Raw genomic sequence first — 19,866 nt, 5'->3', positions numbered from 1 at the left:
AAATTCGACTTGGACGTCGCGCTGATGTCGGTCTCGGCGAATGCCGCTCACGCGGGGTGTTGGGTCGTGGTCGGTGGCGTTGTCACTGGCGGGGTCGTGGGTTTGGTTGTCACCGGCGGGCTCGAGGGTTTGGTCGTCACCGGTGGTGTTGTCACTGGCGGGGTCGAAGGTTTGGTTGTCACCGGCGGGCTCGAGGGCTTGGTCGTTACCGGAGTAGTTGCGTTAGGGATGCAGCGTTCCGGATTGTGGCCGCAGTGATATCCCGGGGGACATTCGACGCAGACATAGGTGGGCGACGGCGGTATCCCCCCACCGGGCAGGTCGTCACAGATACCGTCGCCGTTCAAGTCCACGCACGGGAGTTTCTTCTGCCCCGACGGTACGAGCCAGTCTTTACCGACATACTGCACCCAGATCGGCTCGGTCACGCTGGTGCCGAAGATGGCGCTGGTCTTGGTGCTTTTCGTGGTGTGGGGCGTGCCCTTGTACACCGAATATCTGATCCATGGCCCGGTATTGCCTGCCACCGCCGGATCGGATTCCTTATCCAGATAATCCGGTGCCGCAATTGCGATGTGCCCGTATTCGGTGCGGCCCGGGATGCTATGCGATGACGCGACGACAAACTGACCTTGATTTGCCAGGTCCGTGACCTCGGATCCGGGATTGATACCTACGCCGACGAGCTTCCAACCGCTTCTGTCTGGATTCTTGACCGCTTGTGCGAGGAACTCATTCATCTTGTCGGCATTACGCAGCTTTTCGTCGTAGACGCCGTCGTAGGCGCGATCTCTGAAATATGGAATATCCAGGATCGCTCCGAGAGCGCCGAGATACCAATTGCAGGCTCGCAGCGAATAGGGAGCCCACGGCTTGTCGGAGGCGGCCGAAAGAGCGTTCACGAACCCTTGCCGCATCAACTTGTTGGCGAGGTCGATGGCGTCCTGATAAGGGATTTTCCGGTTTTGCTCCCATGACACCACGACATAACATGCCGCCGGTGGGTGGGCGCTGTGCATATCGTCCTCGCATTGCTGGGCAGCATCCAGCAATCGACCCGCGTGCTTTCTATCCGCGGCCGGGCCCCGTTCCGCGTCCGGTCCGCCTTTTGTGGGCTCGCACGCGGCACCATTTCCGCAATTACTGGGCTGGCGGCTACAGGCAACCGGTATCACCGCGCCGAACGCCATCAATGTCACGCCCACGAGCACCACAAACCAGCGCAGCTTCCCGCCATGGCTCCGTAAAAAAGCGGCAAAACCGTTTCGGGCGACGCCGGTCAACCGCGGGCGCAAACTCTTCATGTAAATCCCCCTGGCGCCGATCCGCGCGTCGGCATATCGCAACACTGCACCGCACAACCCGGCACCTGCTAGGGGCTTTGGGCCTCATCGGCCGATTACCTAAGAAATCGTGGCCGTCAAATCAGGTAATCGTGCAGGCACGGCTTTCGGTCCGGCGTGCTCGCGCTAGGCTACACAGCAACGTCAGCGCGCGACGCGCCGTCGAAAGGTCCAGGGTGATGAGCACTGTCGTAGATTTCCACTTTGACCCCATGTGCCCGTTCGCCTACCAGACCTCGATCTGGATCCGTGACGTCCGGGCGCAGTTGGGCATCGCCGTCAATTGGCGGTTCTTCAGCCTCGAGGAGATCAACCGGGTAGCCGGCAAGCAGCACCCCTGGGAACGTGACTGGTCGTACGGCTGGTCTCTGATGCGCATCGGCGCGTTGCTGCGCCGCAGCGACATGTCGTTGCTCGACCGGTGGTATGCGGCGATCGGAAATGAACTGCACGGTCTCGGCGGCAAACCGCACGATCCCGCGGTGGCCGGCCGGCTGCTGGGCGAGATCGGTGTGGACGCGTCGATTCTCGATGCGGCCCTTGCGGATCCGAGCACCCACGACGATGTCCGCGCGGAGCATCAGCGGGTTGTCGATGCCGGCGGATACGGTGTGCCGACGCTGTTCATCGAGGGGCAATGCCTGTTCGGGCCGGTGCTGGTGGACCCGCCGACCGGGCCGGACGCGCTCAAGCTGTGGAACGTGGTCACCGGAATGGCCGAATTGCCGCATGTCTACGAGCTGCAGCGGCCGAAGTCAGCGGCCGATGCCGACCTCATCGCCCAAAGTCTGCGGCCATACCTAGACGGCCGTGATTGGGTCAGCATCAACCGCGGCGAAGTGGTCGACATCGACAGGCTGGCCGGGCGCTAAAGCTAAAGGTCAGACCATGGCGGTCGGTGCGACCTTGACGCCAATTGCTAAGGCGCCGGCCAGTTCTCGGCTGACGTCGTAGTCGAAGACCACGTGGCCGCTGAGCACGTCGACATCGCGTTTGGCCCGTTGTAGCGGACTGCTGAGAAAGTGTGCGCTGGCGCCGGACGCCCCGAGCAGGCCGGCGATCACCGCGCGTGATTCCCGCACGTTGTGCAGCGTGTAGAACGCCGCGGTCCAGGCGGTGGAGGCGCAGCCGTGTGCCATTCGGCGTACCGGGTCGAAGATCGCCGCGAATTGGGCCTGCTGACCGCCATACCGCGTGGGCCTCAACAGGTCGAAGAATCCTGACTCGATCAGTTCAGCGACCGTGGCGGCGGGTAACCGGCGAAGCTCCTCGGCCTGCTGCGCACGCTGGCCCAGCCGATCCACGAATGCTTGCGTGACACCGGCGGTCATCTGCCGACCATACTGTCTGGTGCGGGTCGCGGTGTCCGGTACGACCGGCGCCGCTACCCGGTCGGCCGGCTGCCGATTTCCAGACCCGTCAGCTCGGAGGTGCCGTCGAACACCACCCGGCCGAACTTGCGCACGACGCAATGAAGCCGGCCGGCAAGGAACTCGAAGTCGGTGTCGACGTTGCGCCGCTGCGCGGGCAGTGGCACCGGCAAGACGTGCGGATCGCGGCCGGCGGCGTCACCGTCCAGCCAAATCTGGTAGAGCGGCGTGAACGCCCGGATACGCCAGTGGCCGTCGCCGACCTGTGATCGCACCAGCGCCGGCGGCGTCAGCCGGATCACCTCGTCACCGAGGCGCACCACCACTCCGGTGACGTCTTGGCGGATGGGGCCGAGCTGAAGAAGTCCGCCCGAAAACGCGACGGAGACGTCTGCGCCGTCGAAATCGTGTGCCTGGCCCCACCACCAGCGCTCGGGAAAGCCCGCGCCCCAGTTCCGTTCGGCATAGAGCCGGGCATCGTCGAACGTCCAGGTGCCGTCACTGAATTCGACTGTGCCGCTTGCCTTTCCGTCCAGGCGGTAGGGATGCCAGTATTGGTTCAGAAACGGGATCGAGGAGAAGACCCCGCCGCCCCCGAAAACCTTGGGCCATTGGAACAGATCAGTGAATCGCAGATTCAGATGGATGTCGTCGAGGTCGATCCGTAGCCCGTCAGTGGCGGCTGCGAAACTGCCGGCCGGGTCGGTACCGGCGTGGACCGTGAACGGCGAGGATTCCGCTTCGGCTTCGTCCAGCGCGGCCGACCGCACCATGCCGCCGGGATGCAGCGCGACCGCCACGGTGGCCCAGTCCCCGTCCGGGTGGCGGTTGACGCTGCACAGCCCGACCACGACGCGATCCGAGGCGCTGTCGGTGAGGCGCCAGAACCAGCCCTCCATTTCACAGCCATGAGAGGGCAGCGGATCGCCGAAGGGCAGGTCGGCGCCGGTGCTGCGATAGGCATCGACCAGTCGCTTGGCGATACCCTCGGCGGCCCAGCGCAGGTATGCGGCGGTCATCGGTGCCGGGTCGCGTAGATCTCGGCCAGAAACTGCTCGACGGCGATCGCCGCGTGCGCCGCCCGGGCCGACCCGAAGATGTCGAAAGCGTGCTGGGTAAGTGGCAGTTCGGCGTACACCACGGGTTGGATGCTGACGTCGCGAAGCGCGGTGACGAACGCCCGTGCCTGCTCGACGGGCACCAGCGAGTCGTTGCGGCCGTGCAGCACGAAGAACGGCGGAGCCTCAGCGGAAACATGGTTGACCGGTGACGCGGTGACAAACGGCTCCAGGTTGGTCGCGGGGCGTTGTTTGAGAACGGATTTCACGAGCAGCGCCGGCATCATCGGATGCATCGCGTCGTCGAAGCGGGTGAAGTCGTAGACACCGTAGAACGGCACCGCCGCCTGGACGCGGGTATCGGCGTCTTCGAATCCCGGTTGAAATTGCGGATCGTTAGGCGTCAGCGCTGCCAGCGACGACAGGTGACCGCCGGCCGAGCCACCGGTGATGGCGATGAAGTCGGGGTCGCCGTCGTACTCGCCGATGTGTGCCTTGACCCAGGCGAGGGCACGCTTGACGTCGACGATGTGATCCGGCCACGTGTTGCGCGGGCTGTGGCGGTAGTTGATCGCAACGCAGACCCAGCCCAACTCGGCGAGGTGGCTCATCAAGGGGTGGGCCTGTCCGCGTTTGTTTCCGGTCGTCCAGGCGCCGCCGGGGATCTGAAACAGCACCGGCGCCTTGCCGTAGCGATCGAGATCCGGACGTCGCCAGATATCGAGATGATTGGCCCGGCCGTATTCGCCGTAGCTGATGTCGCCGTCGTGGGCATAGTCGCGGTAGATCCGCAGCATGCGCAGCGGTCCGGGAGTCTTGGCGGTGCCACCGCCGGACGCGCGGCGCCACAGGCCGTCCGAGTCGGTGCGACGACCGGTCCCCAAGCCGCTGTCCAACGCGGCGGCAAGCGGGATATCGGCTCGATGGCCGGAGCGACTGAAGTTGAGCAGGCCGAATGCCGAGATGGCAGCAACCAGCCAGGAGAGCGCCCGCACCGGCCGGGTCAGGCGCCGGGCGGTCAACGCCAGTCCGCCTACCTGGCTGGCCAGTGTCGGCAACGGAAACTCGGTGACGACCAGACCGAAAATCCATGACCACAGCGACGGGAAACCGTTGCGCGCCAGGGGTTTATATGCGTTGAGCGTGGCGGCGGCGGTCACCGCCGTCACTGCCAGAGCGCCGATCTGCCGGAGGATGTGGATGAACTGAGCTCTGCCCATGTGGGCCACCTTACTTAGCACGCCTTCCCGGCTGACCGATCAGGGTGCCGGAGCTTCGTCGCCGCTGCGTGACGTGGTCGAGAATCGGTGCGGCACTTGGTGTCACGCGTCAATAGCGCCGCAGCGTACCATCGGCTCCAGCCGAGCACCTGTAAGGGCAAGACATGGGCGATACCCACAGCGACCCGATCGACATCGAAAAATGGGACCGCGGCCTGACCGAGCACGTCATCACGCTGACCCGGCCGATCGTCAAGCGGTATTTCCGTTCCGAGGTGCGTGGTCTGGACAATATCCCGTCCGGCGCATGCCTGGTGGTCTCGAACCATTCCGGCGGCCTGGTTTCGGTGGACCTGTCGGTGTTCGCCGTGGGGTATTACGACAAGTACGGCTACGATCGCCCGCTGTACGCGCTGGGCTTCGACACACTGTTCGCCGGGCCGGCCGGTGAGTTCTTCAAGCGCACCGGAGTGATCCGCGCAACGCGCGACAACGCCGCCAAGGCGTTGGCCGCCGGTGCGGTCGTGCTGGTATTCCCGGGCGGTGACTTCGACGTCTACCGGCCGACCCTGCGGGAGAACGTCATCGACTTCGGTGGCCGAACCGGCTATGTGACCACCGCCGTGGAAGCCAAGGTGCCGATTGTGCCCGCGGTCTCCATCGGCGGCCAGGAAGGCCAGTTCTTCCTGACCCGCGGCAGACGGCTGGCACGCGCTCTTGGGCTCACCAAATTGGAGCGCAAGCTGTTCCGGACCAACATCCTGCCGGTGACCGTCGGCTTCCCGTTCGGGCTCAGCATCGTCGCGCCGGTCAACATGCCGCTGCCCACCAAGATCGTCGTCGAGGTGCTGCCGCCCGTGCGCGTCGCCGAGGAATTCGGCGACGCTCCTGACGTCAAGGACGTCGACGCGCACGTGCGCCGGGTGATGCAGAACGGCCTCGACAAGCTGGCTGCCCAGCGGCGCTTCCCGATCCTCGGCTGACACCGGCGATCACCGCGCGGGCCATGACGCCACCGCGACGCCCGGCGGTCTCACCGTCTTGGCCGTAACCTCGCCGGGTCCACCATCCCGGACTGCGCCAGCGCGTCGTCGATGAACCGCTGTACCGGCCGGGAGCGGAAGAAACCGGTGTGACCGCCTTGGTACCAATGGATCTCCGGCTTGCCCCAGTGCTCCCAGAGGCGGCTGACCTGATCCCGGGGGTGCACCAACCGGTCGGCAACGCCGGCATAGATGAAGCGGCCCTGTATGGGAACACGGGGAGTCAGGGCCAGCGGCGAGATCATCCGGCCGATAGGCCGGGCCGACCTCATCGTCTGACGGAGGCGGCGGTGGCCGCTGAGGGCGGCGTGGCGGCCGACCAGCTCCACCAGATCCACGGCCGGGACACCCAGGATCGCGCACCCGAGCCCGTCGTCGAGGCTGGCGACCAACGAACTGATGAGACCGCCCAGGGATATGCCGTTGAGCCCGATCATCGCGTCGGGCTGCTGGGCGCGGATCCAGGACAGCAGGCGCCGGATGTCCCACACCGCCTGAGCGGCACCGTGGGCCGCGTCGAGCACATTCTCGCTGGGAAACGCGGCGCCGTAAGGCCGCCCGCGTGCCCGCGGCCCGTGCAGGGGCAGGACCGGAAGCACGACGTTGAGGTCGAGGTTGCGGTACAGATACCAGGCGTGAAACAGCATCAGGTCGAGCCCGGCCCGCCCCATCTCCGCACCGTGCACACACACCAGCCACGGCCGCGGCCGGCGGTGCCGCAACATCAGCGCGTACTCGCGATGGTTACCGGTGTAGCTCAGCCATCGCTCGCGGCCCGGTTCGCCCGGGTGGGGCTCGTAGCCGCTGTCGAAGGAGAGACGCTGGTAGCTGCGCCCCATGCTGTCCACCCGCTTGACCGCCACCTCGGTCAGCGGCGGGGGTGCCGCGAAGAATCCCTCGGGATCGGTCAGCCAGCCGTTGGTCTGGTAAACGTCAAGTGCGGCAAGCACTTCGCGATCTATCCGCTCCAGTGAGGAGGCGCTGGGCGCCGACCTCAGCATGCCGAAGCCGGTCAGCAGGATTTCGTCGCGAAACGCTTGCGCGGCAAGCGCGATGGTGGGCCGAGCCACCGGCAACTCGTCGGGCTGACGGTCCAGATAGGCGCCCCAGGACCGGGCGTAGAAGCCGCCGGTGCGGGTGAATGGACCCAGCACCTGCAGCAGCGGATTGGCGCTGCCGTGGCGCCGGTCTGTCTGGTCGATGTCCGGCATCTCGTTGTCACCCTGTTCGACGCGGTCTGGCTTTCGATCAGCCTTCGATCAGCCTTCGATCAGCTTAAGCCCAACGGGTATTTCGGATGCGCTCGCGCGCTAGGTCGGCTCTAGGTCGCCTCGGCCTTGCGAGGCAGCTCCACGACCACAGGGGGGTCGTTCTCGGTCATCCCGATTTTCGACGCGCCCCCGGGCGAACCGAGTTCGCCAAAGAAGTCGGCGTTGATCTGCTGGTACTCGCTCCACTCGCCGGGTAGATCGTCTTCGTAGTAGATCGACTCAACCGGACACACCGGTTCGCAAGCGCCGCAGTCGACACACTCGTCGGGGTGGATGTAAAGCATCCGGGCGCCCTCGTAGATGCAATCGACGGGGCATTCCTCGATGCAGGCCTTGTCCTTGATATCGACGCAGGGTTCGGCAATCACGTATGCCACAATCATTCTCCTTCCTGATAGCCCGCGATGCGAAGCAATTCCGGCACGCTCGCCACCTTGACCCGCGGCCGTTGTTGGGCGGCACCGGCTTCCCGCTCGACGCGGTCGATCGCCTGCCAGTGCGCAGCGCTGACCAGCTGGGGTTGCCTGGGCGCCAGCCACCGGGCGAGCTGGTCGGCACGGTCCTCGCCGGGGGTGCCGCTGCCGGACTGGGCGGCCAGGTCCGCGAGCAGGGTGTCGACGGTGTCCTGGGCGTCCTTCTTGTTGGTACCGATCACTCCGCTCGGTCCGCGCTTGATCCAGCCGACGACGTATTCGTTGCGGCTGCCCGTTATCCGGCCGTCGGTGTGGGGGATGGTGGCGCTGTTGCCGTCGAAAGGCAGCCCGGGCGTCGGGACACCGCGATAGCCCACAGATCGCACCACCAACTGCGTCGGCAGTTCTTCGCGGGCGCCGGTGTCCTTGGCCATCATTCGCCCGCTGGCGTCACTGACCAGCTCGTTGCTGCCGAGGACGATGCTTTGCGCCTTGTCGTTCCCTTTGATTTCGATGGGAGACGTCAAGAACCGCAACACGATCCGGCGGTTTCCGGAGCGGGGTGCGCGGGCGGCGTAGTCGCGAAGCACCTTGATGTTCTGTTTGGCTGCTTTGCCGGCAGACGCCAGGTCGTCGTCGCTGATGCCCTCCAGCTGGGTGGGATCGACGACAACGTCGACGCCCTCGAGTTCGCCGAGCTCGCGCAATTCCAGGGTGGTGAACGCGCTCTGCAGAGGGCCGCGCCGTCCGATGATCACCACTTCCTCGATATGGCAGGCGCGCAACGCCGTCAATGCGTGGTCGGCGATGTCGGTGACCGCAAGTACGTCGGGATCGGTCACCAGGATGCGGGCGACGTCGACCGCGACGTTGCCGTTGCCCACTACGACGGCGCGGCGGCCCGATAGATCGGGGGACATCTGCTCGAAGTGTGGGTGTGCGTTGTACCAGCCGACAAAATCGACCGCGGCGACGCTGCCCGGTAGCTGTTCGCCGGGAATGCCCAGGGGCCGGTCGGATTGGGCGCCGACGGCGTAGATCACCGCGTCGTAGCGCTCGGCGAGTTCTGCGGCCTGGACATGCTGGCCGACCGTGACGTTGCCGAAAAACCGGAATCGGGGGTCTTCTGCGGTCTTCTCGAACTGCTGGCTGACCGACTTGATCTTGGGGTGATCGGGTGCCACGCCGGAGCGCACCAAACCCCATGGCGTGGGCAGCATTTCCAGCATGTCGACCGCGACCTCGAGCTGCTCGCCGGCGTCGGCGGCTTTCAGCAGCGACGCCGCGGCGAAGAATCCCGAGGGACCGGAACCCACAATCGCTACGTGATATGGACGGGTCATGGATCTCATGGTTGTCGTCCCCGCCGGTCCGGGGTAGAGGTGTCGATGTTGTGTTGTCACAAACAATGGTTGTGCCGCCGTTTTCGTGGTTTCATCAACCATGCCGCTCAGTTCCCGTATGCCCGAACTCGCCTCGCTCGAGACCTTTCTGGCGATCGCGCAGACCGGCAGCCTCGGCGGTGCCGCCCGCGAACTCGGCTTGACCCAACAAGCCGTGTCAAAGCGGCTCGCGGCGATGGAAGCCCAGGTCGGCGTGACGCTGGCCGCCCGAACCACCCGCGGCTCACAACTCACCCCGGCAGGAGTGGTTGTCGCCGAGTGGGCTGCGCGCTTACTCGACGTCGCGAGCGAGGTCGATGCCGGTCTGGGTGCCCTGCGCAAGGAGGGACGGGAGCGGATTAAAGTGGTGGCCAGCCAGACGATCGCCGAACAGCTAATGCCGCACTGGCTGCTGTCGTTACAGGACGCGGCCAGGCGGCGCGGCGACAGCGCCCCCCAGGTGATCTTGACGGCTACCAACAGCGAGCACGCGATCGCCGCGGTTCGCGGTGGCGCCGCCGATCTCGGATTCGTCGAAAACCCCGGGCCGCCAAAAGGGTTGGGCAGCTGTGTGGTGGGCCATGACGAGCTGGTGATCGTTGTGCCGCCGGGTCACAAGTGGACTCGGCGAGCACACCCGGTGAGCGCCGGTGAACTTGCGCAAACACCGTTGGTTACTCGCGAACCCCGTTCGGGCATCCGCGATTCGCTGACGGTGGCGCTGCGTCAGGTGCTGGGCGACGAGGTGCGGCAGGCGCCGCCGGTGCTCGAATTGTCGTCCGCCGCGGCCATGCGGGCCGCGGTGCTGGCCGGCGCCGGGCCGGCGGCCATGAGCCGGCTGGCGGTTGCCGACGACCTCGCGGTCGGCCGACTGAGCGCCGTTCCGGTGCCCGAATTGGACCTGCGGCGCCAGTTTCGGGCCATCTGGGTTGGCGGGCGCACCCCGCCTGCTGGGGCCATCCGGGAGCTGCTCAGCCATATCCGCTCCGAACGGGGCTAGGCGGCGGCATGGTGGGCCAGCGCCTGGTCGTAGCGGTCGAGCAGCGTCTCGGCCACCAGCCGGTGCGTGCCCAGCGGTTGGGCCATCGGAATACCGTTGTCGCGCGCGTAGTTCCACACCTTGTCGGTGATGAGACCCGGCGCCAGGAACCACGGTGCGATGACGAGGCGGCGGGCGCCGCGGCACCGCAACCGCGCGACCGCGTCGGCCACCGACGGTTGCGGCCGGGTGGCAAAGGCGATGGTGGCCCCGGCCCAGCGGGTACCGGCGGCCAGCGCGGCGGCCACCCGGGCGGTGCGTGCATTCGCTGCGGCGTTCGATGAGCCGATCGCGACCACTACCACACCCAGGTCCCGGTCGAGCGGCGAAACGTCCAGTTCTGCCAGGCGTTCGCGCAATACCGATACCAGGCGATCGTCTTCACCGAGCACCTCGGCCTGGCGGACGCCGTGCGCGCCGGCACGCGCTATCTGGGTGGGGATATCGCGGCGCGCGTGGTAGGCGCTGGCCAGCAGCAGGGGAGTGACGACGGCCGGGCGGCCGTTGGGTAAATCGGTGAGCACGTCGAGGAAGCTGGGCTCGGCCAGTTCCAGGAAGGCCGGCCGCACGTCGAGTCCTGGCCGGATGCCGGTGAGCTCGGCTGCGACGGCTCGGGCGTTGGCCGCCGATCGCGGATCTTTGCTGCCGTGCGCGATGAGGATCAATGTGCTCATGAGGCGTGCAACCCGCATTCGGTCTTGGCCAGCCCCTGCCAGCGCCCACTGCGCGGGTCGGCGCCGGCGGCCGGTTTGGTTGTGCACGGGGCGCAGCCGATCGACGGGTAGCCCTCGTCGACGAGCGGGTTGACCAGCACGTTGTTCTGCTGGATGTAGGTCTCCACGTCCTCGTCGGTCCAGGTGGCCAGCGGGTTGACCTTCACCAGTCCGAACGCCTCGTCGAAGCTGATCAGCGGGGCGCTGGCGCGGGTGGGCGCCTCTACCCGGCGGATGCCGCTGACCCAGGCCGAATACCCTCGCAGCGCCTTGGTCAGCGGGACGACCTTGCGCAGCCGGCAGCACTCGGTGGGGTTGCGGGCGAACAGGTCCTTGCCGAGCAGCTCGTCCTGTTCGGCCACCGTGTGTTCGGGGGTGACGTTGAGAACCCGGATGTCATAGACGGATTCGACCGCATCCCGGGTGCCGAGGGTTTCGGCGAAGTGATAGCCGGTGTCGAGGAAGATCACCGGCACGCCCGGGCGCACTTTGGAGGCCAGGTCGACCAACACGGCTTCTTGCATGTTGGAGGCGACCACGTAGTTGCAGGTGGCCCAGCCTCGCGGGCCGTTGACACCGCCGAAGTGGGCGTCGGTCCAACGCAACAGGTCGGTGGCGCTGGCACCGTCCAGCTCGTCGGCGCCACGGGCAGCCAATTCACGTAGCTGCGCCTCGGTATAACTCATCTCGTCGTCCTCCGCTCGTTTCGGGTGGACTTATCGCAGGTCGTCCTCCTCGGCCCGCAGCGCCCAGGTTGCAAACCGTTCGCCGTCGTGGCGTTGCGTGACGAAGTTGCAGACCACCCGGTCGATGTAGTCGCCCAGTTCGTCGCTGGTGACCTTGTGCTGGCGCAGTTTCCGGCCGAATCCACTGTCTTCGCCGAGGCCGCCGCCGAGATGGACCTGGAACCCCTCGACCGGTTTGCCGTCCCCGTCGTCGACCATTTGGCCCTTGAAACCGATGTCAGCGACCTGAATTCGGGCGCACGAGTTCGGGCAACCGTTGATGTTGATGGTGATCGGCACGTCCAGATTCGTGTTGATGTCGTCCAGGCGCTTTTCCAGCTCCGGCACCAAAGACTGTGCCCTGACTCGGGTTTCGGCGAACGACAGCTTGCAGAACTCGATACCGGTGCAGGCCATCATGTTCTTGCGCCACGCCGACGGACGCGACGGCAGACCGATGGCATCCAGACCGGCCACCAGTTCGTCGACCTTGTCGTCGGCGACGTCGAGGATGACCAGTTTCTGGTAAGGGGTGAACCGGGCGCGTTCCGAACCGACCTTTTCCATGAGGTCGGCCACCTTGCACAGGATGGTTCCCGATACCCGGCCGGCGATGGGGGCGACCCCAACGGCGTTGAGCCCGTTCTTGAGCCGCTGCACCCCGACGTGGTCGATCGGGTGCTTGACCGGCTCCGGGGCCGGGCCGTCGATCAACCGTCGCTGCAGATACTCGGTTTCCAGGACCTCGCGGAATTTGGCCACACCCCAGTCCTTAACCAGGAATTTCAACCGGGCCTTGGCGCGCAGCCGCCGGTAGCCGTAGTCACGGAACAGCTTGGTGACCGCTTCCCAGACGTCGGGAACCTCGTCGAGCGGAACCCACACGCCGACTCGTTGGGCCAGCATCGGGTTGGTTGACAGGCCGCCGCCGACCCACAGGTCCATCCCGGGGCCGTGCTCAGGATGGTTGACGCCGATGAAGGCGACGTCGTGGGTTTCGTGGGAGACGTCCTGCAGGCCCGAGATCGCGCTCTTGTACTTACGCGGCAAATTAGCGTAGTCGGGATTATTCATGAAGCGCCGCAGGATTTCGTCGATCGCTGGTGAGGGGTCGAGGATTTCGTCGACCGAGTCGCCGGCTAGCGGTGAACCGTGGATGGCGCGTGGGCAGTCGCCGCAGGCCTCGGTGGTGGTCAGACCGACCGACGCCAGCCGGTCCCAGATCTCGGGGACGTCTTCGATTCGGATCCAATGGAATTGGACGTTCTCCCGGTCGCCGATGTCGGCGGTGTCACGGGCGAAGTCGGTCGAGATTTGGCCCAGGGCGCGCACGGTGGCGGCCGACATCGGCTTGCCATCGGAGCGCACCCGCATCATGAAGTATTTGGCCTCGATGGTGTCGGTGTTTTCCTCACCGGTCCAGGTGCCGTCGTAACCCTGTTCACGTTGGGTGTAGAGGCCCATCCAACGGAAGCGGCCACGCAGGTCGGACTTTTCGATGCTGTCGAAACCTTGCTTGGCATAGACGTTCAGGATTCGGTCGCGGACATTGAGCGGCGCGTCCTCTTGCTTGAACTGTTCCGCGTCGTTGAGCGGCTCATGCTGTCCCAGTGCCCACTGGCCTTCGTTACGAGTCTTGGCGGGACGGGCTGCTGTGGTCATGTGGCATACTCCTTCGCGAACATTGGCGACCCGGATCGCCGTTGCGCGCAGCGCTTTGGCGGTTGTCCCTTCCGGCGGGAGTCGACTGTGGGCGGCCATCGGGCCGGCCTGCGACATCAACGATGATGTTGGTCAGCGGGAGGTATCCGAAGGTACTTCACCGGACCCACGGGTCATGACATCGATGCTGCGCTGCTGGCCGTGGCGCCGGTAGGGACCTTCATGTTGTGAGGTCACATCGTTTGGTTGTGAGCGCTGCGGACCGCAGCCGGGATGTGCGGCTCGATCATGTTTTCTGCTAGCACGATTCGCGCCCTGTCATCGGAAACGTAAGCAAGGCAAGGTGTTGCGATCGGGATTCGGCGGCGCCAGTCGTAAGGTATTCCCCAGCAGATTGGCAGCGACCTGCCGGCGATATCCGCTATCACTGAACCGCGCCCGGGACATTCGGTTCGGCAATGGGTGCCTTAAGGGACGGGACGTCGATGGCGTCGAATGAGTCGAGCGAACTGCCGCTCTGGATCCCGGTCGGTTCACCGAACGGACCTGACTGGCCCGCCATCACCGCACGCAACGCTCGATCCGTCCAAACCGTGGTGGGCTGGATCTTCTGGGATCCGGGCGCTGTCGCACGGTATGAAGCACTCGGATTGCCGGATTATCTGGCCGCCGGCCTGGGCTACCAAGCCGCCGGATACCTGGCGGCACGCGCCGCGCCGCTCGCGCCCGTGGGGCCCGAGGCGGTGATTGCCGCTTTCGGCTCGATCTCGCCGCTGGCGCTGCGTGTCCTATTCCCGGCGGTCGCGCAGTCCGGTCGGTCGTTCCTGGATTTCTGGCGAGCTCGTGACGAGGCATTGTGGAAGGGCTTCGCAGCTACGCCCCGGATATCGTGGCGCCCCTGGAAGCGCTGGGTCCCCGGCTTTGCCCCGTGGTGGAAGCCTTGCCCCGGATGGGGCGGGCGTTCTTTGCGGCCCACCTGGATATGCCTCGTCCGGATGACCCCCTGCTGTCGGGTTGGCATGCGGTCAACTGCCTGCGGGAGTGGCGAGGTGACACTCACTGGGCGGTCCTCACGGCTGCTGGTCTGACCCATGCCGAGGCGTCGATTCTGCACAACGCGTGGCTAGGCTACGAAAAGACTGGCTGGGGTTGTCGCGCGGCACGTCGGCCGACGACCTCTCGGCGGGTTGGGAACGTTTGCGTGCCAAGGGATTGGCGGCCGGAGACACGGCTCTGCAGCCGGGCCTCGATCTCCGCGAAGCCGTGGAACGCAGAACTGACGAGCTGACCACCCAGCCGTGGCAGATGTTCGGAGAAGCCGCCGCGATTCTGTTCGCCGAGCAGTTCGAGCCGCCCTGCGAACTGCTGCTGAAGCGAGTGGACGAGACCGCGGGCCCGAACTATCAGCCTGCCTCGCGGCAGCGTCGATATTGGAGTTCGTGAGCGACGGGTCACTTGCCCCGGGCACTGCTCGTAGACTCCGGCGGTATGGCCGATGTGTCGTTGGACATGCAGGAGCGCCTGGAACTTTGCGACCTTTTCGACGAACTGGGACCCGCCGTTCCCACCTTGCTCCAGGGCTGGACCGCTTACGATTTGGCCGCCCACATTGTGTTGCGCGAGCGCGATCTGGCGGCTGGCGTGTGCATTGTGCTGCCTGGTCCGTTCCAGCGGTTCGCCGAGCGGCGCCGGGCCGGATTGGCTGAGTCCAAAGACTTCTCGTGGCTCGTTGCGCGTCCGGCCCGCCCGCCGGGTTCTTCCGCCTCACGTGGGTCCGTGAGCTGGCGAACCTCAACGAGTTCTTCGTTCATCACGAGGACGTCCGTAGAGCCAATGGCCGCGAACCCCGGAGCTTCACTCCGGAAATGGATGCCGCCTTGTGGCGGAATGTCCGCCGCGGCGCGCGGTATCTGAGTCGGCGGCTGCGCGGTTGCGGACTGGAGGTCGAGTGGGCCGGCGCCGGCGAAGTGGTTCGGGTGCGCTCGGGCGGTCCTGCCGCACGGCTCAGCGGCCCGCCGGGCGAGCTGCTGTTGTATGTGTTCGGGCGCCGATCGGCGGCACACGTCGAAGTTTGCGGACCGCCGGAGGCCGTTGCGGCGTTGCAGCGCGTGCACTTCGGTATGTGAGTCGGATACCGTGGCACTTGCGGTTTGGCGCTCCTGGCGCCAAAATAGCGCCATGCCCAGTGTGCAGATCAAGGACGTTCCGGAGGACACTCACCGAGTTCTGCGGGAGCGAGCCGCACGGGCACATCAATCCCTACAGGAATACCTCCGAAGTCGGCTCATCGCCGACGCGAATCAACCCACGCTGGATGAGGTGTTCGACCGCATCACCACACGTCGCGGCGGCCGCGTGTCTTTCAGAGCCGCCGTCGATGACGTTCGGGCTGATCGTGATCGTCGTTGATGCGAGCGTACTGGCCGTAGCGCTGGGCGACGACGGGTCGGACGGCCGGCTCGCGCGGGAACGTTTGGCGCACGAGACGTTGGTTGCTCCGGAACTCATCGACCTCGAGGTGGTCTCGGTGTGGCGCCGCCACGTCGCGGCAAAACGGATGCCGGCTCGAAGGGCCGCGAGCGCGGTGGCGGACCTGACGGATCTGCCGCTGCGTCGGTCCTCACATCAGCCATTGCTCCACCGGGTATGGGAACTGCGGCATGTCCTGACGACCTACGATGCCGCCTACGTTGCGCTTGCCGAGGCTCTCGACGTCGTACTGGTCACCGCGGATGCACGCCTTTCCGGGGCTTCGGGCACCCGTTGCGAGATCGATGTTGTCGGCGAAATCGGCGACTGCTGACAGCCCGTCGCGGGGTCTGCTTGAGACCAGACCCGCCACGACAATGGACGATGGCGGGACGGCGTTGACCTGGTTGCCGCGCTCACCGGAGTCCTCGTTGCGGCAGTCACGTTGGTAACATCGGTTTTTCGCCGAGCGGGTACGTGATTTGCCCGGCTCACTCGGAAATTCATGGTGACCACGGATGCGGCTGGTCAACGATGTCCTCCTCCGCAGCCTTGGAGCCTGGCTCTGTTTTCGGCACGCCGATACCGCACCTTCGCTTAAACCGCTTGTGATGGAAGGTGTTCGGGGGATATCGCACGTGCTCACCGAATCGGCTGTCCTGCCGCCTTATCGAGTGTGCAGTGACGGCTTTGACTGTGCATGTAGGGCGGGAACCGGCATGATCGGCCGCCCTGACGGCACAGTCGACGCCGTCAGCGCGCACTCGGCGCCGTCAGCGCACACTGGGCGCCACGCCCCAAAACGCACCCAACCGCACCAGCCCGATTTCCATCTCCCTATACCGGGGCGCAGCGGCACGACCGCCTGCTAGCGACAAACCCAGGCGCGCAACGGAATTATCGCTAATAGGCGGGCACAACGAACACCCGACCCCGAGTGGCTCGTGTGACTGTTGTGACCAGGCCGGCCGGCCCCAACAGCCAACGGCACATACATCAGCGCCACCCTGATCGACCAGTACCACAACCGAATTCAAAGATTGTCTGGCCTCGGCGAGCTCCGCATGGACCACGAGCCGGTTTTTCGTCGTGTCCTCATAGAAGGCCTGCCAGTCCTGGATACGACCGATCCGGTCATAGACCGAACGGGCCTGGCTCAATGTAAGGGCCACGCGTCGTCCTCCCTGCTCGTCCGCAACCAGTCACTTTGGGGTTGCGCCGGAATAGTAATGAGTGCGCCAGGCCGATACCGAATCAGGTTGTCAATGTCAGGCGGCAACCGGTGGCACAACGCCTGCTACCGCGCCCTCGGTGCCCGCGGCACCCCATCCGACCACGAGGCTGGCCCGAGCGGGTTGGCCGGGCGCATGATTCTCGGTACGAAGCGCGGGCCCCCCGGGCTTGCGGTCGATAGTTCGTGGAGGTGCAAGGTGGCAGAGCGGCGCCGGCTCGGCATCCAGGATTCCCTGTGGCTGGAGATGGACCGGCCGAACAACCTGATGGTCGTCGACACGGTGGTCTGGACGGCCGACCCGCTCGATTGGAGCCGGGTGCGCCAAGTTATCGAGGAGCGGCTCACCACCCGCTACCCCGTGTTCCGCAGCCTGGCGGTCAAGGACCGCGACGGCTCGTGGTGGTGGGAGGTCGACGACAAGTTCGACTTCGAGCAGCACGTCACGGTTGTGGACCTGAAGGATCCCGACGACCGCCGCGAACTGCAGGCGCTGGTCGCCAGCCACCGCACCGAAATGCTCGACCGCAACCGGCCACTCTGGCAAGGGATTTGGGTGAACCGCTACCGGGACGGCAGCGCCATCATCATGCGGACCCACCACGCCGTCGCCGACGGGATGCGCATGGTCGAACTGGCGATGAGTCTGTTCGACGCGTCACCCGCGGGAGGTCTGGTCCGCGGCCCCGGCGTCCTGCAGCACGCGGCGCGGCCGCACCCGCCGGGGCAGCCGATAAGAGACCGGCTGCGGACGGCAGCGGGCCGAGCGGCGGGCACCGTGCGGCGCGGCAGGTCACTTCTCGAAGAGACGCTGAGCGACCCGGCCGGACGGGCGACGGACGTGGCGGCAGGGGTCATCGGGGCCGCCGCCGAACTTCCCCGAATCCTCGGCCGCGCCAACGAGTTTGGTCGCCTGGCTGTGCAGAACCCGGTGGGGGCCGGCCACACGATCACCACTTCCACCTGGGCTACGATGTCCGGCATCGCCGAGTCCGTACGCTCCGCCATGCGCGCCGCCGTGCCCGGCAGCGGCATGCTGGTCGACGTGTTCTCTGCCGCGCCGGGTGACGTGGACACGTTGCGCAAACTGCTGATCGGCACCCGCAACGACTCGACAATCTGGACCGGTGCCGCGGGCCAGGACAAAGGGGTGGCGTGGTCGGAGCCGGTGTCGCTGGCCACGGTCAAGGCCGTGGCAAAGGCGAACCGGTGCACGGTCAACGACGTACTCGTGGCCAGTGTGGCTGGAGCGTTGCACGACTACCTGCAGGCCCACCACGCCCGTTGTTCCGCGGTGACCTTCATGATCCCGGTCAACCTCAAACCCGTCGACGTGACGCTGCCCGACCGTCTCGGCAACGAGTTCGCGCTGGTTCAACTCGAACTGCCGACCGATCAGCCCGACCCCCTGCGAGTCCTGGCCGTGGCCAAGCGGCGGATGAACCGGATCAAGCACGGCCACGAGGCGGCCGTGGCGTTTCGCCTGCAGGAGACCATCGCCGGGTTCAATCGGCAGCTCTACGAAGCATCGGTGGACTTGTTCACCAACCGCACGATCGGCACCCTCACCAACGTTCCCGGCCCGCCGATGCCGGTTTACCTGGCCGGTAGCAAGGTGGCGGGCATCGTCGGGTGGGCACCGGTATCGGGTAATCAGCCCATGAGCTTCACGATTTCCACCTACAACGGCAACGTCGTCGTGGGCATCGCCTGCGACAAGACCCTGGTGCCCGACCACGAGACAATCGTCGACGGGTTCGCCGGGGCTTTCGAGCGGTTGCTGGCGGCCAGCTCCGGGGTTGGCTGATGACGGGACGGCTGTCACTTATCATTTCATTCTTCTTCGGCGCGGTGGGCGAACGTCGCGATGATCGCCTCGCGGGGCGAGTGCCAGGTCACCCCGAGCTCGGCCAGGGTGCGCGAGTCGTCGGTCGGTATCGCCGCGGTGAGCAGTTGTACGGCTTCGAAACTGAATCCGGCTCCCAGCGGCAGTAGACCGCCGACGACATCCGCGATCCTCCCCATGGTCCGAAATGCCCTGCCGGTTAGCGGAATTCGTCTGATGTGGCGTCCGGAACCGGCCTCGAGGGCAGTGATCATCTCGTCGAAGCTCAGCATCACGCCGCCGCAGACGTAACGTTTGGGGCCGTGGCCTGGCCGCATCGCGGCGCTGTTGATCGAGACGATCGGGTCCAGCCCGCGGTCATGCGCCTGACGCAGTATCGCCTCGGTTGCGTACGCGTTGACCTGCCACATCAACTTCTCCCGCCGATTGTCCGTCCCGGCGACGCCGGCGGCGTGCAGCACGGCGTCACAGCCGTCCAGGAGCCGCGTCACCGTGTCGGAGTCGCGGACATCGCCGGCCAGCACGGTGAACGTGCCGAGCTCGGAAAGCCGTTGCAGCAGTCGGGGATTGTCCCAACCGCGCTCGGCAAGAAGTCGCACGTCATGCCCGGCGGTCAATAGGCCACGAACGATGTGCGCGCCGAGATATCCGGTGCCGCCAGTCGCTGCGATCTGCACGAATTCGTGACTCTACCGGGTCGGCGGCAGACGGCCGGCGCGATTGGAGCGCGGTCATCGTAGCCCCAGCCGGTGAGCGCTAACGGAGAATGGCACAACAGTCACACGAGTCTCTGTCGGGTCGGGTGCGCGTTGTGCCCACCTAATAGCGACAACCCCTGCGCAACTTGGCTTGTCGCTATGAGGTGGGCAAATTGTGTATCGCCTCGGCCAGAGGCTCATGAGACAGATGTGACTGCCGCTACTCAAGCCACTGTGGTGACGAAAATCAGCGGTGTTCGGCGGGCTCTGTCTGAGCTACTGGGGCGGCGCCGATGGCGACAACCCAAGCCGCGGCGGTGATTGCTGCACCTACCAGCAATTCACGAATCATCATTGATCCGCTCCTCGTGAGGATGCCCGAC

Annotated in this window: 17 protein-coding genes and 2 pseudogenes; 8 read left to right on the top strand and 11 right to left on the bottom strand. The window is 65.8% G+C overall.

What is annotated here, in order from left to right:
* Nucleotides 1–47 precede the first annotated feature (47 nt).
* Nucleotides 48–1,346 (bottom strand): hypothetical protein, encoded by a 1,299-nt coding sequence (locus EET03_RS30875; RefSeq protein WP_208649075.1) that lies wholly within the window; start codon nucleotides 1,344–1,346, stop codon nucleotides 48–50.
* A gap of 176 nt (nucleotides 1,347–1,522) precedes the next feature.
* Here EET03_RS30875 and EET03_RS16960 point away from each other — a divergent pair, with 176 nt between their 5' ends.
* Complete coding sequence (locus EET03_RS16960) at nucleotides 1,523–2,215, top strand: mycothiol-dependent nitroreductase Rv2466c family protein (RefSeq protein ID WP_075543962.1); 693 nt, start codon at nucleotides 1,523–1,525, stop codon at nucleotides 2,213–2,215.
* 9 nt (nucleotides 2,216–2,224) lie between these two features.
* Here the strand turns inward: EET03_RS16960 and EET03_RS16955 are convergent, their stop codons facing one another.
* Genes EET03_RS16955 through EET03_RS16945 form a run of 3 tightly spaced genes read right to left on the bottom strand, consistent with a single transcriptional unit; the run spans nucleotide 2,225 to nucleotide 4,991 of the window.
* On the bottom strand, nucleotides 2,225–2,674 hold the full coding sequence (locus EET03_RS16955; protein ID WP_075543961.1) for an acyl-CoA dehydrogenase family protein: 450 nt from the start codon (nucleotides 2,672–2,674) through the stop codon (nucleotides 2,225–2,227).
* A 53-nt stretch (nucleotides 2,675–2,727) separates the two neighbouring features.
* A complete protein-coding gene (locus tag EET03_RS16950; protein WP_075543960.1) occupies nucleotides 2,728–3,732 on the bottom strand; it encodes a tocopherol cyclase family protein in 1,005 nt (334 codons plus the stop codon).
* Nucleotides 3,729–4,991 carry an alpha/beta hydrolase gene (locus EET03_RS16945; RefSeq protein WP_075543959.1) on the bottom strand — a complete coding sequence of 421 codons (1,263 nt, stop codon included), beginning with the start codon at nucleotides 4,989–4,991 and terminating at the stop codon, nucleotides 3,729–3,731. Before EET03_RS16945 ends, EET03_RS16950 begins: the two co-directional genes overlap by 4 nt.
* Before the next feature lie 164 nt (nucleotides 4,992–5,155).
* On the opposite strand from EET03_RS16945, the gene EET03_RS16940 reads away from it, so the two are divergent.
* Nucleotides 5,156–5,974 carry a 1-acyl-sn-glycerol-3-phosphate acyltransferase gene (locus EET03_RS16940; RefSeq protein ID WP_063470426.1) on the top strand — a complete coding sequence of 273 codons (819 nt, stop codon included), beginning with the start codon at nucleotides 5,156–5,158 and terminating at the stop codon, nucleotides 5,972–5,974.
* 50 nt (nucleotides 5,975–6,024) lie between these two features.
* Here EET03_RS16940 and EET03_RS16935 read toward each other — a convergent pair whose 3' ends face one another.
* The 3 genes from EET03_RS16935 to EET03_RS16925 all read right to left on the bottom strand — a co-directional run bounded on the left by EET03_RS16935 (nucleotide 6,025) and on the right by EET03_RS16925 (nucleotide 9,061).
* On the bottom strand, nucleotides 6,025–7,245 hold the full coding sequence (locus EET03_RS16935; RefSeq protein ID WP_075543958.1) for an alpha/beta hydrolase family protein: 1,221 nt from the start codon (nucleotides 7,243–7,245) through the stop codon (nucleotides 6,025–6,027).
* Between the two features lie 110 nt (nucleotides 7,246–7,355).
* Complete coding sequence (fdxA, locus tag EET03_RS16930) at nucleotides 7,356–7,682, bottom strand: ferredoxin (protein ID WP_063470448.1); 327 nt, start codon at nucleotides 7,680–7,682, stop codon at nucleotides 7,356–7,358.
* A gap of 2 nt (nucleotides 7,683–7,684) precedes the next feature.
* The gene (locus tag EET03_RS16925; RefSeq protein WP_244232405.1) at nucleotides 7,685–9,061 is read right to left on the bottom strand and encodes an FAD-dependent oxidoreductase; all 1,377 of its coding nucleotides are present in this window, start codon (nucleotides 9,059–9,061) and stop codon (nucleotides 7,685–7,687) included.
* A 100-nt stretch (nucleotides 9,062–9,161) separates the two neighbouring features.
* Here EET03_RS16925 and EET03_RS16920 point away from each other — a divergent pair, with 100 nt between their 5' ends.
* Nucleotides 9,162–10,100 (top strand): LysR family transcriptional regulator, encoded by a 939-nt coding sequence (locus EET03_RS16920; RefSeq protein ID WP_075543956.1) that lies wholly within the window; start codon nucleotides 9,162–9,164, stop codon nucleotides 10,098–10,100.
* On the opposite strand, the gene EET03_RS16915 is transcribed toward EET03_RS16920, so the two are convergent.
* Genes EET03_RS16915 through EET03_RS16905 form a run of 3 tightly spaced genes read right to left on the bottom strand, consistent with a single transcriptional unit; the run spans nucleotide 10,097 to nucleotide 13,239 of the window.
* Nucleotides 10,097–10,813 carry a sirohydrochlorin chelatase gene (locus EET03_RS16915; protein ID WP_075543955.1) on the bottom strand — a complete coding sequence of 239 codons (717 nt, stop codon included), beginning with the start codon at nucleotides 10,811–10,813 and terminating at the stop codon, nucleotides 10,097–10,099. The two genes, EET03_RS16920 and EET03_RS16915, sit on opposite strands and share 4 nt — an antisense overlap.
* Nucleotides 10,810–11,538 carry a phosphoadenylyl-sulfate reductase gene (locus EET03_RS16910; protein ID WP_075543954.1) on the bottom strand — a complete coding sequence of 243 codons (729 nt, stop codon included), beginning with the start codon at nucleotides 11,536–11,538 and terminating at the stop codon, nucleotides 10,810–10,812. Before EET03_RS16910 ends, EET03_RS16915 begins: the two co-directional genes overlap by 4 nt.
* 30 nt (nucleotides 11,539–11,568) lie before the next feature.
* Nucleotides 11,569–13,239 carry a nitrite/sulfite reductase gene (locus EET03_RS16905; RefSeq protein ID WP_075543977.1) on the bottom strand — a complete coding sequence of 557 codons (1,671 nt, stop codon included), beginning with the start codon at nucleotides 13,237–13,239 and terminating at the stop codon, nucleotides 11,569–11,571.
* A 458-nt stretch (nucleotides 13,240–13,697) separates the two neighbouring features.
* On the opposite strand from EET03_RS16905, the pseudogene EET03_RS33060 reads away from it, so the two are divergent.
* The 5 genes and pseudogenes from EET03_RS33060 to EET03_RS16870 all read left to right on the top strand — a co-directional run bounded on the left by EET03_RS33060 (nucleotide 13,698) and on the right by EET03_RS16870 (nucleotide 18,746).
* Nucleotides 13,698–14,682: pseudogene (locus EET03_RS33060) on the top strand (SCO6745 family protein).
* Between the two features lie 45 nt (nucleotides 14,683–14,727).
* A pseudogene (locus EET03_RS16890) lies at nucleotides 14,728–15,365 on the top strand (TIGR03085 family metal-binding protein).
* Nucleotides 15,274–15,648 carry a FitA-like ribbon-helix-helix domain-containing protein gene (locus EET03_RS33055; RefSeq protein ID WP_425271532.1) on the top strand — a complete coding sequence of 125 codons (375 nt, stop codon included), beginning with the start codon at nucleotides 15,274–15,276 and terminating at the stop codon, nucleotides 15,646–15,648. The pseudogene EET03_RS16890 and the gene EET03_RS33055 overlap by 92 nt, the downstream one beginning before the upstream one ends.
* A complete protein-coding gene (locus EET03_RS16880) occupies nucleotides 15,617–16,042 on the top strand; it encodes a type II toxin-antitoxin system VapC family toxin (protein WP_244232404.1) in 426 nt (141 codons plus the stop codon). The genes EET03_RS33055 and EET03_RS16880 overlap by 32 nt, the downstream gene beginning before the upstream one ends.
* A 1,096-nt stretch (nucleotides 16,043–17,138) precedes the next feature.
* Entirely contained in the window at nucleotides 17,139–18,746 is a 1,608-nt protein-coding gene (locus tag EET03_RS16870) for a WS/DGAT domain-containing protein (RefSeq protein ID WP_075540692.1), read from the top strand.
* A gap of 26 nt (nucleotides 18,747–18,772) precedes the next feature.
* On the opposite strand, the gene EET03_RS16865 is transcribed toward EET03_RS16870, so the two are convergent.
* Nucleotides 18,773–19,462 carry an NAD-dependent epimerase/dehydratase family protein gene (locus tag EET03_RS16865; RefSeq protein WP_075540693.1) on the bottom strand — a complete coding sequence of 230 codons (690 nt, stop codon included), beginning with the start codon at nucleotides 19,460–19,462 and terminating at the stop codon, nucleotides 18,773–18,775.
* Between the last annotated feature and the right edge of the window lie 404 nt (nucleotides 19,463–19,866).

Origin of the sequence: Mycobacterium innocens (genome assembly GCF_900566055.1) — a bacterium.
Lineage (GTDB): Bacteria > Actinomycetota > Actinomycetes > Mycobacteriales > Mycobacteriaceae > Mycobacterium > Mycobacterium innocens.
This window is presented reverse-complemented; position numbering and strand designations above follow the sequence as displayed.